Annotated in this window: 13 protein-coding genes; 6 read left to right on the top strand and 7 right to left on the bottom strand. The window is 34.0% G+C overall.

Features of this window, described 5'->3' with window-relative positions:
* Positions 1-38: 38 nt before the first annotated feature.
* The 4 genes from ACW2QF_RS00235 to ACW2QF_RS00220 all read left to right on the top strand — a co-directional run bounded on the left by ACW2QF_RS00235 (position 39) and on the right by ACW2QF_RS00220 (position 4917).
* Positions 39-1319 (top strand): glycosyl hydrolase family 18 protein, encoded by a 1281-nt coding sequence (locus tag ACW2QF_RS00235; RefSeq protein WP_455713975.1) that lies wholly within the window; start codon positions 39-41, stop codon positions 1317-1319.
* A gap of 375 nt (positions 1320-1694) precedes the next feature.
* Positions 1695-2162: an Lrp/AsnC family transcriptional regulator gene (locus ACW2QF_RS00230; protein ID WP_455713974.1), complete on the top strand. Its 468-nt coding sequence runs from the start codon at positions 1695-1697 to the stop codon at positions 2160-2162.
* Positions 2163-2268: 106 nt separating this feature from the next.
* The gene (locus ACW2QF_RS00225; RefSeq protein ID WP_455713973.1) at positions 2269-3204 is read left to right on the top strand and encodes a DUF4349 domain-containing protein; all 936 of its coding nucleotides are present in this window, start codon (positions 2269-2271) and stop codon (positions 3202-3204) included.
* A gap of 159 nt (positions 3205-3363) precedes the next feature.
* A complete protein-coding gene (locus ACW2QF_RS00220; protein WP_455713972.1) occupies positions 3364-4917 on the top strand; it encodes a Na+/H+ antiporter NhaC family protein in 1554 nt (517 codons plus the stop codon).
* 104 nt (positions 4918-5021) lie between these two features.
* Here the strand turns inward: ACW2QF_RS00220 and ACW2QF_RS00215 are convergent, their stop codons facing one another.
* The 7 genes from ACW2QF_RS00215 to ACW2QF_RS00185 all read right to left on the bottom strand — a co-directional run bounded on the left by ACW2QF_RS00215 (position 5022) and on the right by ACW2QF_RS00185 (position 11573).
* The gene (locus tag ACW2QF_RS00215) at positions 5022-5990 is read right to left on the bottom strand and encodes a sensor histidine kinase (RefSeq protein ID WP_455713971.1); all 969 of its coding nucleotides are present in this window, start codon (positions 5988-5990) and stop codon (positions 5022-5024) included.
* Positions 5991-6033: 43 nt separating this feature from the next.
* Positions 6034-6813, bottom strand: a complete 780-nt coding sequence (locus ACW2QF_RS00210) for an ABC transporter permease (protein ID WP_455713970.1) — start codon at positions 6811-6813, stop codon at positions 6034-6036.
* Positions 6810-7733: an ABC transporter ATP-binding protein gene (locus tag ACW2QF_RS00205; protein WP_455713969.1), complete on the bottom strand. Its 924-nt coding sequence runs from the start codon at positions 7731-7733 to the stop codon at positions 6810-6812. Before ACW2QF_RS00205 ends, ACW2QF_RS00210 begins: the two co-directional genes overlap by 4 nt.
* Positions 7734-7853: 120 nt before the next feature.
* The gene (locus ACW2QF_RS00200; protein ID WP_455713968.1) at positions 7854-8537 is read right to left on the bottom strand and encodes a response regulator transcription factor; all 684 of its coding nucleotides are present in this window, start codon (positions 8535-8537) and stop codon (positions 7854-7856) included.
* 54 nt (positions 8538-8591) lie between these two features.
* Entirely contained in the window at positions 8592-9386 is a 795-nt protein-coding gene (locus ACW2QF_RS00195; RefSeq protein WP_455713967.1) for an ABC transporter ATP-binding protein, read from the bottom strand.
* A gap of 20 nt (positions 9387-9406) precedes the next feature.
* The gene (locus ACW2QF_RS00190) at positions 9407-10438 is read right to left on the bottom strand and encodes an ABC transporter permease (RefSeq protein WP_455713966.1); all 1032 of its coding nucleotides are present in this window, start codon (positions 10436-10438) and stop codon (positions 9407-9409) included.
* 154 nt (positions 10439-10592) lie between these two features.
* Positions 10593-11573, bottom strand: coding sequence for an ABC transporter substrate binding protein (locus tag ACW2QF_RS00185; protein ID WP_455713965.1), 981 nt, complete (start codon positions 11571-11573; stop codon positions 10593-10595).
* A gap of 245 nt (positions 11574-11818) precedes the next feature.
* Between ACW2QF_RS00185 and ACW2QF_RS00180 the strand changes: the two genes are divergently transcribed.
* Together ACW2QF_RS00180 and ACW2QF_RS00175 are read left to right on the top strand one after the other, a co-directional pair.
* Positions 11819-12502 (top strand): response regulator transcription factor, encoded by a 684-nt coding sequence (locus ACW2QF_RS00180; protein WP_455713964.1) that lies wholly within the window; start codon positions 11819-11821, stop codon positions 12500-12502.
* A gap of 1 nt (position 12503) precedes the next feature.
* Positions 12504-13928 (top strand): sensor histidine kinase, encoded by a 1425-nt coding sequence (locus ACW2QF_RS00175; RefSeq protein WP_455713963.1) that lies wholly within the window; start codon positions 12504-12506, stop codon positions 13926-13928.
* The last annotated feature ends 112 nt before the right edge of the window (positions 13929-14040 follow it).

Raw genomic sequence — 14040 nt, 5'->3', positions numbered from 1 at the left:
ATTGTCTTAGTACGGTTCTTATAATGAAAGGAGTACATATGGAAATACATGTAGTGACGCAAGGAGAAAACATTTATAGTATTGCGACAGATTATGGGACAACACCTAATCGTATTATTGAGGATAATGAATTAACCAATCCGGATAACTTAGTTGTTGGGCAGACGCTTGTTATTTTGTATCCAAAGACAACCTATACGGTCGAGGAGGGAGATACACTTCTTGAAGTAGCACAGAAAAATGGTGTAAGTGTAATCACACTACTACAAAATAATCCAGGGCTTGCAGATTTTCCTTATTTATATGTTGGTCAACAAATCGTAATTGAATACGAAGGAGAAAGAATAGGATCAATGGAGGTAAATGGGTATCTATATCCTTTTATTGATAGAGACGTATTAATTAAGACCTTACCTTTTCTAACCTATATTACTATATTTACATATGGTTTTACACCAGAAGGGGAACTAATCGATATTGATGATGAAGAGATCATTCAGCTTGCGAGAGATTATGGTGTAGCTTCTTTCATGCTAATATCAACATTAACTCCAGAGGGTACCTTTAGTAATGAATTAGCAAATCAGATTTTGAACGATATAGAAGCACAGAATCGTTTAATTGAAAATATTCTTGCTAATCTAGAAGAAAAGCAATACTATGGATTGGACATTGATTTTGAATATATTTATCCTGATGATAGGGAGGCATATATTAATTTCATACAAAATGTAACAACTAAGCTGAACGCAGAAGGTTTTCAAGTTATGGTAGCGCTAGCACCTAAAATATCTTCAGATCAACCAGGACTTTTGTATGAAGCTCATGATTATAAAGGACTAGGAGCAGTTGCAAATAAAGTTTTATTAATGACCTATGAATGGGGCTATACATATGGTCCACCAATGGCAGTAGCTCCTATTAATAAAGTAAGGGAAGTACTTGATTATGCCGTTACGCAAATTGATCCAAAGAAAATATTCATGGGTGTTCCAAATTATGCTTATGACTGGGCGCTCCCTTTTGTGAGAGGAGAATCAAGAGCTACCTCCATAAGTAATGTAGCAGCTGTAGAACGAGCTGCTGAGTATGGTGCAACTATTAATTTTGATGAAGAGGCAAAAACACCTTATTTTAATTACACGACAGATGGAGTTGAACACGTAGTATGGTTCGAGGATGCCAGAAGTATTAATTATAAACTTCAATTAGTTAATGAGTATGGACTTAATGGTGCGAGTTATTGGACTATTATGAAATACTTCCCTCAAAACTGGGTTGTACTAAATTCCTTATATAATATCAATAAAGTTATTTAGATAAAAAAAGGAGGAGCCGTTGGGGGCTCCTAAGAGGGGGATGTTATGAAAAAAAATCTATATAAAAGTTAGTTGACTTATTTGATATAACTATAATAACAATTAAATGTGTATTAGATGTGTAGTGTTTATGAAGGTTCTATGAACGTATCATTAACTTTTTTGTTCAAAAAATCTTTTATATTTAAATTAATAAAAAACTTGAAAAACTTTACTTTACATTGTATAATGAAGAAAATGTAAAATAAAAAAAGATTGCAAAGAAGCATAGGTGCTAAACCTATGCTTTTTTTACATCTAGCCCCAACTAATCAGCCTTACATAACACGTAATATTACAAATTCTCGTAAAAATTGTATAACAGGAGGTATCAAAATGGATAAGATCGATAAAAAAATAATTAGTTTACTACAAGAAAATGCTAGGTACTCACTTAAACAATTAGCAGAAAAGGTGTTTTTATCGTCACCAGCGGTGGCAGCAAGAATTGAACGTCTAGAAAAAGAGGATATTATAACAGGTTACCATGCAAGTATTAATCCGATTAAACTAGGGTACCACATTACAGCCTTTATTAATCTTGAAATGTCCCCAACGAAAAAGGATACATTTTATCCATTCGTACAACAATGTCCTAACGTTATTGAATGTAATTGCGTTACGGGAAGCTATTCTATGTTGATAAAGGTATGTTTTCCAAGTACCATGGAACTTGATTCTTTCATTGGTCATTTGCAAAAATTCGGTACAACGAAGACTCAAATTGTATTCTCAACATCTGTTCCTCATCGAGGAATCTCAGTATCGGCAGAAGATGTGGAAGCTGGTGTAAGTAACTTATAGGAATAGTTAAGAATAGAATAAAAATAAAAATGGAACCATTTTCAAAACCCTCTCGTCTAATTCATAGATAGATAAATAAATTATGAATTAGAAGGAGGGCTTTTTTATGAAAAACAAATTTAAGGGAATTATTACGTTAATACTTGTATGCGTGCTTTTTACTGCATGTGGGAGTAAGAGTAACAAAGAAGTAGAGGAAGATATGGTCTCATATGAAACCGAAGATGTTACCTATGATAGTAGCGAAAGTACAGCACAAAGTACTACTGATACTGCAATTGCGGAGGAAAGTGCTAATGAAGATAAAACAACTACTGGTTCGGATAGTGGGGAAAGTGCTATTAAGGTTGAGGCAAATCGTAAGATTATTCGTAATGTATCACTTGAGTTAGAAACCCAGGATTTTGATAAGGTTGTAGATACCATAGAAGCTGAAATTACTTCTCTTGGGGGATATGCTGAGAGTATTGAAATGAGTGATTTATTAAGTAGCACAAATCGTTACTGTAACATTATTGCAAGAATACCAGCAGCTAAATTAGATTCCTTTGTTAATAAAGTGAATAAGACTGGTAATGTAGTGTCAAAGAATATGTCAGCAGAAGATGTTACAGTTAATTATGTGGATATGGAAAGCCATGTGAAAGTACTTAAGGTCGAACAAAAACGTCTATTAGAGTTAATTGAAAAAGCAGTTGATTTGGATTCTATTATATTATTAGAAAATCGATTATCAGAGATTCGATATGAGTTAGAGTCTTACGAATCACAGTTAAAGACATATGATAATCTTGTTGAGTATAGTACAGTTACTGTATCCATTCAAGAGGTGATTCGTTACACTTCACATGTTGAGAAAGAATCTACTTGGCAGCAGATGAAATCAGGACTCAAAGATACACTTTATGATATTAAGGAGAATTTTACGGACTTTATTATTTGGATTACTTCAAATCTTCCTTATTTTATCTTCTGGGGAGCAATCATCGTTGTAGGAATTGTTGTTATTAAGAAGAAAATTAAAAAAAGTAATAATCAGTAATAAAAGACATAATTATCCATGGAAAATCATTCATGTTGCTAGACAAATCCATTCATGTTATAAATATAAAGATGTATTAGGATGAATTTTAATACTATAAGGACAAAATAGTTATCTTTATAGTTGAAAAATATAACAAGAATGGAAAGGAATAAAGGAATGGACGTATTAGAAGCAGTAAACTATGGACTTTTATCTATACTCCCTCCCCTTATTGCAATTGTCTTAGCCCTCATTACCAAAGAGGTTATTTCGTCATTATTGACAGGAATTCTAGTTGGAGCGCTAATCTATAACAATGGTAATGTAATTGAGATGGTAGTTACTTCTTTTGAAGTTATGGGTGAAAAGATGGGAGAGAATGTGTACATCTTAATTTTCTTAGGACTACTGGGGGCATTGGTAGCAATTGTTGCTATGGGAGGTGGCTCAGCTGCATATGGAGAGATGGCAGCTAGGAAGATTAAGACAAGAAGAGGAGCATCTCTAGCAACATCTGCTCTTGGTTGTTTTATCTTTATTGATGATTATTTTAATTGTCTTACTGTAGGAACAGTTATGAAACCACTTACAGATAAACATAGAATTAGTAGGGCTAAACTTGCTTATTTAATTGATGCAACAGCAGCTCCAATCTGTATCATTGCTCCTATATCAAGTTGGGGAGCTTCCGTAGCAACGTATATAGAGGATGCGGGTGCAGGTAATGGAATGACTACATTTATTAAGATAATTCCGTATAATCTGTATGCGATTCTAACGATTATTATGGTTATAATAATTTGTTTATCAAAAGTAAACTTCGGATCAATGGCACGCTTTGAAAAGAATGCTATTGAACATGGTGATTTATTCTCAGGAAAAGAAGTAGTCGTTACAGAAGTTAAGAAAGAGAAGACAAAAGGAAAGGTAATTGACCTTGTAATCCCAATTATTTCATTAATTGTATTAACAGTATTAGCTATGGCATATACAGGTGGTGGATTAACAGGAGAAACGAATTTCTTCGCTTCGTTTGGAGAGTGTGAGGCATCTCTTTCTCTAGTATTAGGTAGTTTTGGTGCATTAGTACTTACATTTATTCAATATTCGATTCGTAAGATTCTTTCTTTCCGTGAATTCATGGAAGGAATTTCAGAAGGTGTTAAGTCAATGGTTCCAGCATTCACAATCTTAATCCTTGCTTGGGCAATTGGTGGTATCTGTAGTGTGGATTATTTAAATACAGGCGGATATGTAGGAAATCTTGTGAAGGATGCAAGCTTCCCGGTATTCATTCTACCAGTTATGGTATTCGCTATTGCAGCATTCTTAGGGTTTGCCACAGGTACTTCATGGGGAACTATGGCTTTATTAATTCCAATTGGAGTAGCAATTTGTTCATCAGAATCAACAAGTATTTTACTATATCCAGTACTTGGGGCTGTATTAGCAGGATCTGTATATGGCGATCATATATCACCAATCTCGGATACAACAATCCTATCATCTACTGGAGCAGGCTGTAATCACATAGATCACGTATCAACACAGTTGGTTTATGCAAGTGTTGTAGCAGTGTGTGGTGGAATTGGATATCTATTAATGGGGATAATGAAGAGTTTAGTAATCCCATTTGCTATAGCTTTAATACTTTTAGTTGTATCAATTTTTGTGTTAGGTAGAATTTCAAATAAGAAGGACCCAATTGATTATACTAAGGTTAATAATTAGATATAGAGTAAGATAGTTTTTATGGGCGTTTCTGGAAATTATCATATTGGAATATTCAAAGTATCTCTCAATATGATAAATATCAGATACGCCCATTTTTTGAATCATTTATCAATGCTTTTATTAATTAGTACATTTTTCAATTCTAATTTGAAACAAAGTGAAATATTTTTATCATGTAATACATCGTATTTGCTATTAATAACTTCTACATTCAGCGTACCATCCATGGATTCTGCCAGTGATTTGGCGACAGTCAGACCTAGCCCAGTACCACCCTGAGTTCTTGAGTTATCTTGCATATAGAATCTGTCAAATAAATGAGGTACATCACTTTCGTAAAGTTTATCAGTATCATTAACAAAAGAAATAGATGTTTTTCCCGAGTACTCTTTTATGCGGATGTTCAAAAAGTTACTTGCATATCGTCCAGCATTTTGAAATAAGTTAGAAAATATTCGTTCTAATGCCCCCTCTTCACCCATTATCCATATTGGATACTCCGGTAGTTCTGCATCTACTTTCAAATGTGCTTGCTCCAAAATCTGATAATTATCAATAAGAGTCTCTCTTAAAATTCTGCAAACATCCACTTCATGTATTGTCAAGTTATAATCTTGTGAACTTAATCGAGAGTAGGCATAGAATTGTGTTACCAGCTTTTCCATGGACTTTGCTTTCCGTTCAATAACTTCCAAAGTCTCTGTTAAATCTTTATTTATATCTATTTCTTTGTCTGGTTTTTTAATAAATTTTAAATATCCCAAAATCACAGTTAAGGGTGTCCTTAAATCATGACTTATATTTTCTATCGTTTGTTGAAATTCCTTCTCACGTTTCTCATAACTTTGACGCTCTTTTCGTATCTCTTCCAAAGTATTGTTAATAGAATTCATAAGTTTTCCTAGATCTTTGGCTGGTATGGGTAAATGAAGAACCTGATTTTGAGTCAGGTCTTTTTGTATGTCTTGTAGTTGCTTATCGGTTTCTTGGAGTGCGTATTTTATCAAGAAGAAACGGAAAGCAAAATAGGCTCCAATTATAACTGCAACAACAAAAAATATATAAATCATTTTATACCTCCGTTAGATAACCTGACCTATGCAAACGTGATTTCTAAATTTCCTTTTTTCGTAGCAAGAAAATCCCGGATGTAATAAACACAGTAATCCCAGCAATCCCAGAAATTAAGCATTTTATCATTCCTGCAGATGTATCCCATGCTGTTGAACATTGATGTAAGTTTACTATCATCTCTTTCGTTCCAAAAAAATTTGCAGGCATCCACATAGCTATGTTGTAGACAAAATCAAAACGAAGTCCTAGGTAGTAAAAAAAGGTAGGAACTATAAACCAAATGATAGCCCATGTTATAATTCCCGTGCTACTCTTTTCAAACAACTCCATAAAGATAATTCCTGAAATCAATGAAGCAACTGCAATGAAAAATACTGCGGGAACTTCCATCAATAAATCGCACAGTTCTACAGGTCCCGTATGTTCCAGAAATAATATGGCACTTCCAATATAAACAGCCAAAACAATTATTAAAGCAAAGATTGATGAAATTGTGGCCACAATACTCTCACCAAGAAAGATTTTTGTTCTGGAAATTCCAAAAGCAATTGCATTTTTTAAGTTACCATTTTTTCTATTCCCTTCGTAGAGGGTTGCTGCGATGACAATGGCCATAATACAGTATATCATTGGTTGTGCTACTATGTTTGAATAAGAAAAAGAAGTAGTATCATAGCGAAAACTTGGACCGTCCATTTTTCCAACCCACCCAATTACTGCATTTATTAAGAATGCTAATGCTGCCAGAACAATCGTTAATCGGTATAAGCCCCAACTATGCGACACACGATAAATTTCACTTTTTATGTAGTTCATCATTTTAGTGCACCTCCGTTTTTAAGGTCCATATAGTAATCTTCCAAAGAAGATTGGATTCTTCCCATTCCTGTAATATATATTCCATGCTCAGAAGCCAGTCTGCTATAGGCTTCTGGTTGCTCTTGAGGTTTTAAAATACGGATTGCTTTATCTGGTAGAACTTTATAAAAGTCCTTTGGAAAGAAGTGTTCTAATAAGACAGAATATTTCTCTACATCTGATACCGTCATTTCAATACAGTCTGAACACTTCTCTTGCAAAGCTTGCGCTGAAATTTCTTCGATTAGTTTTCCTTTGCTTAAAAATCCATAAAAGGTAGCAATTTGTTGAAGCTCTGACAGGATATGACTAGATAATAAGATTGTTATATTTTTGTGTTTATTTAAATGGTGCAACAAGTTACGAAATTCAATAATTCCACTAGGATCAAGCCCATTAATTGGTTCGTCTAAAAGTAAAAGTTGAGGTTCTCCGATCATTGCAATCGCAAGACCTAAACGTTGTCGTTGACCAAGTGAAAGATTTTTGCATTTACTTTTTCGCTTTTCGACAATATCCGTTAGGATTAACATTTCATCTACTTTCCCTTTGTCTGGAATTCCTTTTTGAATGCGGTAATATTCCAACATTTTTTCAACGGTCATATCTGGAAAAAATCCAGGCTGCTCAATCATACAACCTGTCTGTTTTCGACAACGTTCTAACTCTTTTTCATCATATTTACCAAACAGTTGTATTTCTCCACTTGTGGCAAAAGCATGTCCTGCAAGTAACTTTAAGAGTGTAGATTTTCCAGCACCATTGTCTCCAATTAGACCATAAATACTTCCTTTTTTAACATGAATATTTACATTGTCTAATGCAAGGATAGAACCATAGGATTTTGTAATTTGTTTTGTCTCTATGACATATTCATTCATTCTATTTACCTCCATTCAAAGATACGTTTATTAAATAAAGGGTCCCCTCATTGATAAACATATTATATCTTTTTGGTTTTTAATAAGTCATAAAGAAATATTAAAGAAGTTATAAAGATTTTACTGGAGTTTAAATCCAATCCCATATACTGTTTGAATATATTCTTCTGTGGGATCTATTTCTTTTAATTTTTTTCTTAAATTGCTAACGTGGACATTTACCGTGTTATTTTCACCGTAATAGCCACCTTTCCATACTAATTCGTAAAGACTTTCTCTGGAATACACCTTTTCAGGAGACTGCATAAGAAGATAAAGTATGTCATACTCATGTGTAGTAAGTAGAAGTTCTGTCTCACGTACCGTTACTTTTCGTGATTCAGGGTAAAGTTTAATTTCTTTGTATGTCAGTAATCCATGGAAACTAGATTTTTTTCCAGAACGTCGGAGAGCAGCTTGAATTCTTGCGATAACTTCCTCTGGTTCAAAAGGTTTGGTAATATAATCATCCGCTCCCGTTCTTAATAATTCAACCTTATCATTCAAAGAGCTTTTTGCAGATAGAATTAAAACTGGAATATCCGCATGCATTTCTTCTCTGATTTCATACAAGAGTTCTTTACCTGATATTCCTGGCAACATAAGGTCTAGAAGAATTAGATCCGGTAGTTCTTTTTCAAGAAGAAGTTTTGCTTCTGTACCTGAAAATGCCTGATTCGTTTTATAGTCAGCAGCGTTCAATATTTTGGATAATAGACTGTTGATATCTGAATCATCCTCTACAATCAAGATATTATATTGCATTTTAACACTTCTTTCTGGATTATAATCTAACACGCTATGATACTTGCATTTTAATTATGCAAGTATCATACGGTCATTAGCGAATTCTCCACCGCTTGCTTGTTCGAATTTTTTAAGTAAATCGGATACCTGTAGGTTTTTCTTTTCTTCTCCACTAATGTCATAGATAATGTTACCATCATGCATCATAATAAGTCTGTTGCCGATATGAATAGCATCTTTCATATTATGGGTAACCATAAGTGCAGTTAAGTGATTTGTCTCTACAATTTGTTCGGTTAAATCAAGTACTTTCTTGGCTGTCTTTGGATCAAGGGCAGCAGTATGCTCATCAAGTAACAATAGTTTTGGTTTCACTAAGGTTGCCATTAATAAAGTAAGTGCTTGTCGTTGACCACCTGATAATAATCCAACTTTTGAAGAAAGACGATTTTCAAGGCCTAAGTCAAGTGTCTTCAAAGTTTCTACGTATTGCTGCTTTTCATCGGAGTTGATACCCCATTTTAATCCACGTTTTTTGCCACGTCGATATGCAAGAGCAAGGTTTTCTTGAATCTCCATGTTAGCAGCGGTCCCTTTCATTGGGTCTTGGAACACACGCCCTAACAGCTTCGCACGAACATGCTCAGGTTGTTTGGTAATATCTATATCATCCAATTTAAGTGTACCGCTATCTACAGGATATACACCTGCAATCATGTTTAATAAAGTGGATTTACCTGCACCATTACCACCAATTATGGTAACGAAATCGCCAGGATTAAGATGTAGATTCACACCTTTTAATACATGTTTTTCATTAATAGTATCTGCATTAAATGTTTTATGTAAGGTTTCTATAAATAACATATTGTTTTCCCTCCTAATGATTATTTGCTTGAAGTTACTACTGTGGAAGTTTTTCTCTTACGTCCAAAGATTTTATTCATAAACCTACCAAATTTTGATTTCTTAATCCAAGCAAAAATCTTTGATACAAACCTACCGAATTTTGTTTTCTTAATAACTGGAATTGATAACGCAAAAGCAACGATGATAGCAGTAAATAATTTTTGATCATTATTATTTAATCCAGCTTGAAGTACGAGGGCTATAATTACTCGGTAGACAACAGATCCAACAATAACAGAAATTAATTTACTTATAAATGAAGTACGATGTCCTAAGAATACCTCACCAATTACAATGGAAGCTAAACCGATAACAATAGAACCCTGCCCCATGTTAACATCGCCATATCCCTGGCTTTGAGCTACTAAAGAACCCGATAAGGCAATTAAGCCATTACTAATAACAAGACCAAGAATCTTCATATGGTCTGTATTCTGTCCAAGAGCACGGATCATGTCTGCGTTGTTACCAGTTGCACGAAGAGCACTACCGACTTCAGTACCGAAGAACCAATACAGTAGAATACAAAGTAAAACACCAAAAATAATACCAACAGTGATAACAATAATGGAATTCAGTGTGGAGTATCTCATATAATCCATAATAGAATCAGGAATTAAGTCTTTAATTAATGAGATGATGGTATCTGATTTAACTAAAGATTCATTTGCCTGTCCTAATATTCTTAGGTTAATAGAATAAAGGGAAATCATACTTAGGATACCAGCTAGAATTGCAGGAATCTTAAGCTTTGTATGTAAGAGGCCAGTTACCATACCTGCAGCCATACCAGCTAATACGGATATAAGTAAAGTTAAAAATGGATTCCAACCAGATACGGTTAATGTAACGCTTACGCAACCTCCTAACGCGAAACTACCATCGCAAGTCATGTCGGCAATGTCAAGGATTTTAAATGTAATATAGATACCAAGTGCTAATACTGCCCATAAAAGACCTTGACCAGTAGCACCTAAAATTGAAAATAAAACTGCTGTTAAGTTTTCCATAATAACCTCCTGTAATCTTTTGTTATATTCGATCATTTAATAATGTAGATTTCTTATATAAAATGTAAAAGAGAATATCGCCCATATTTAATTAAATGACTATTAAAAAACGGGGGTTATTCTAGTATTAAACAATATGTAAGTCGGGTTACGATTATTTATTCATCTCAGCCTTTAAATCATCAGGAATCGTGATTCCTAATTGAGTAGCAACATCTTCATTAATAGCCAATTCTACATTTTCAATATATTCAATTGGCATATCTGCGGGCTCTGATTCCCCAGTAAGAATCTTAACAGCCATAGCAGCAGTTTGTTTTCCTAAGTTATAGTAATCAAGTCCGTATGTAGCAAGGCCACCATTCTCTACCATTCCTGTTTCTCCACAGATAACTGGAATATTGTTTGCGTTGGCAATCATCGATACTGTTGACATACCAGATGCAATCGTGTTATCTGTAGGAGCATAGATAGCATCTACTTTATCTACTAATGATTGAATAACTTGTTCAATATCATTAGTGCTAGATACGGTAGCTTCTACTGTTTCTATACCAATATTTGCAGCAGCTTCTGCAGCAAGATCAGCTTGGAATTTCGAATTATCTTCGCTGGAACAATATAGAATTGCAACCTTATCAGCAGTTGGGACTAATTGTTTTAAAAGATACATCTGTTCCTTAACTGGATTTAAGTCAGATGTGCCAGTAACGTTTCCACCAGGTGCTTCATTAGTGTCTACAATTCCAGCTTCTTCAGGATCAGTAACGGCTGTAACTACAATAGGAATATCCTTCGTTAGATTAGCAAGTGATTGAGCAGTTGATGTACCAATCGCTAAGATTAAATCTGGATTATCATTAACTAGTGTGGAAGCAATGGTGTTAATGTTTGATTTGTCACCTTGCGCATTTTGAAAATTAATTTCGATATTATCGCCCTCTTTATATCCAGCCTCAGATAGACCATCAACAAAACCCTTGTAAGCAGCGTCAAGTGCGTCATGAGTTGTAAGTTGACTAACACCAATCTTAAATGTTTTGTCAGAATCCTTTTTTGAACTACATCCACTAAGCGCTGTCACGGTCAAAGCAAAAATGCATAGTGTAGATAGTATTTTTTTACTTCTTTTCATATTCTCCGTCCCCTTCTTTAATCTGTTATCGATTTTAATCTTTAAAGCTTTAAAGCTTTGGTATAATAAAGTAAATTATACGATACTTTTAATTGTTAGTCAATTAATATTGCACTGTTGACGTCTCATTAGTGATGGCAATAACCCAATTTAATTACAGTTTTTAATATGTTTTTAATGTGAAAATTATAGAAATAATGATACAATAGAAGTAATTATATAGAAAATTAGGGAGGTATATAGTTTTGGCAAAAATATTAATAGTTGAAGATGAGAATAAGATTGCAAGATTTGTTGAACTGGAATTGAAATATGAAGGCTATGAAGTTGAGATTGCCTTAGATGGAAGACAAGGGTTTGAGAAAGCAATGCATGATGATGTGGATTTGGTTATCCTAGACGTTATGTTACCAGGGTTAAGTGGTATAGAGGTTTGTAGAAGGGTAAGACAAGAGGGAAACCAAGTTCCGATCATCATGTTAACTGCTAAGGATGATGTAACAGACAAGGTTGCAGGTCTTGATATGGGAGCGGATGATTACATGACAAAACCATTTGCAATTGAAGAACTGTTAGCAAGAATTCGTGTATCTTTAAATCGTCATTCAAATGCTGGCGTAAAGACAGAGACATTGCAGTACGGAAAACTTCTACTAAATCTAGCTAGTCATACGGTAACATATGATAAAGAAGAAATTACTCTAACAAAGAAGGAATTCCAATTACTTGAATACCTACTAAAGAATAAGAATATTGCTATGACGAGAGAACAGTTATTAAATAACGTATGGGATTATGAATATCTAGGGGATACGAATGTGGTAGATGTATATGTTAGATACCTACGTCAAAAGATTGATGACAAATACGGAATTCATCTTATTAGTACTGTCCGCGGCGTTGGATATATAATTAAGGACGAGAAGTAAGATGGTTGAATGGATTAGAAAACTACTAATTCGTACGGTTCTACCATTACGAAAGAGAAAAGAGTTATTCTTTAGCCAGTTCTATTTCTCAATCGCATTCCGTATATCATTAAACTACCTTAGATTGTTGATTATTAATAGCGTTGTATTCTGTTTATTATTCGTAGGGGTATATCTAGGTATTTCGGCATATGATAGTAATACATTGCAAAAACAGTTGGTATTTAGTCTAGAGAATGAAGAGATTTACATAAGTGATTTTGAAGAGAAAAATCCATATTATATGCAAGGGTTATCTTTAAAAATTTTAAATGAAGATACACAGGAAATTGTTTTCAATGATATTGAGCGTAGTATTGAAAAGAGAGATAGTCTCTTGCATAAGGTATTCTATGGGACTATAGACGACCAGAAAGTGTTAATTGTGAAGGATACACAGAAGATTAAGATTGGTGATACGGGCTATGTATTATATTTTCAATTTGATTTATCAGAAGAATGCCTTTTGTTATATCGTTTATTACCATTTGTGATTTTACTGCTTGCATTCTTTACAGCCTGTGTAATTGGTTATGGTAAAAATGGTGATGAAAAAGTGTTCTTACCTATTAAAAATATGTCAAGACTAGCAAATCGCCTTACTGTTAATAACCTACAAAGTGAAAGAATTAATATTGCTGGAACAAAGAATGAACTTAAGGATCTTGCTGAGACAATTAATAAAATGCTAGATCGGATTGAATTATCTTATGAAAGTCAAAAACAATTTGTCTCCGATGCCTCACATGAGCTTAGAACACCGATTGCAGTTATTCAAGGATATGTTAACATGTTAGATCGATGGGGAAAATCAGATCCGGAAGTCTTGGAAGAATCTATAGAAGCGATTAAGAATGAATCTAAGTCAATGCAAGAGTTAGTTGAGAAGTTATTGTTCCTATCAAGGCACGATAAAAAGACACTTAAATTAGAGAAGCATATGTTTAACATGCGTGTACTTGTAGAAGATATGTTAAAGGAAACGAAGATGGTTACAACCAATCGGATTATTGAGACCAAGGCGCTAGAAGATGTTATGGTTTATGGGGACAGGCAAGCGCTAAAGCAAGCAATAAGGGTATTTGTTGATAATGCGGTTAAGTACACTAGTGATGGGGACTCAATCTACATATCTTGTGAGAATAAAGATGGGGATTGTGTTATATCGGTAGAGGATACTGGTATCGGTATGACAAGAAAAGATATTGATAATATATTCGAGAGATTCTACCGTTCTGATCATGTAAGGGATAGAAAGATTAATGGGCATGGATTGGGGTTATCCATCGCTAAATTAATTATCTTGAAACATACTGGTAATATACGTGTACGTTCTCAATATACGAAGGGATCTAGTTTTATTGTGACGCTTCCTAGGAGAAGATGATAATGTATTTTATATGTGAAGAGGCAACTTTTAATTAAAGGTTGCCTCTTTTTAATATATAAATATAAACAAAATATGTAGTGCTTTTTAACTATATATTTACAAAATGGTT

The organism is Anaerosporobacter sp. (genome assembly GCF_965301125.1).
This window is presented reverse-complemented; position numbering and strand designations above follow the sequence as displayed.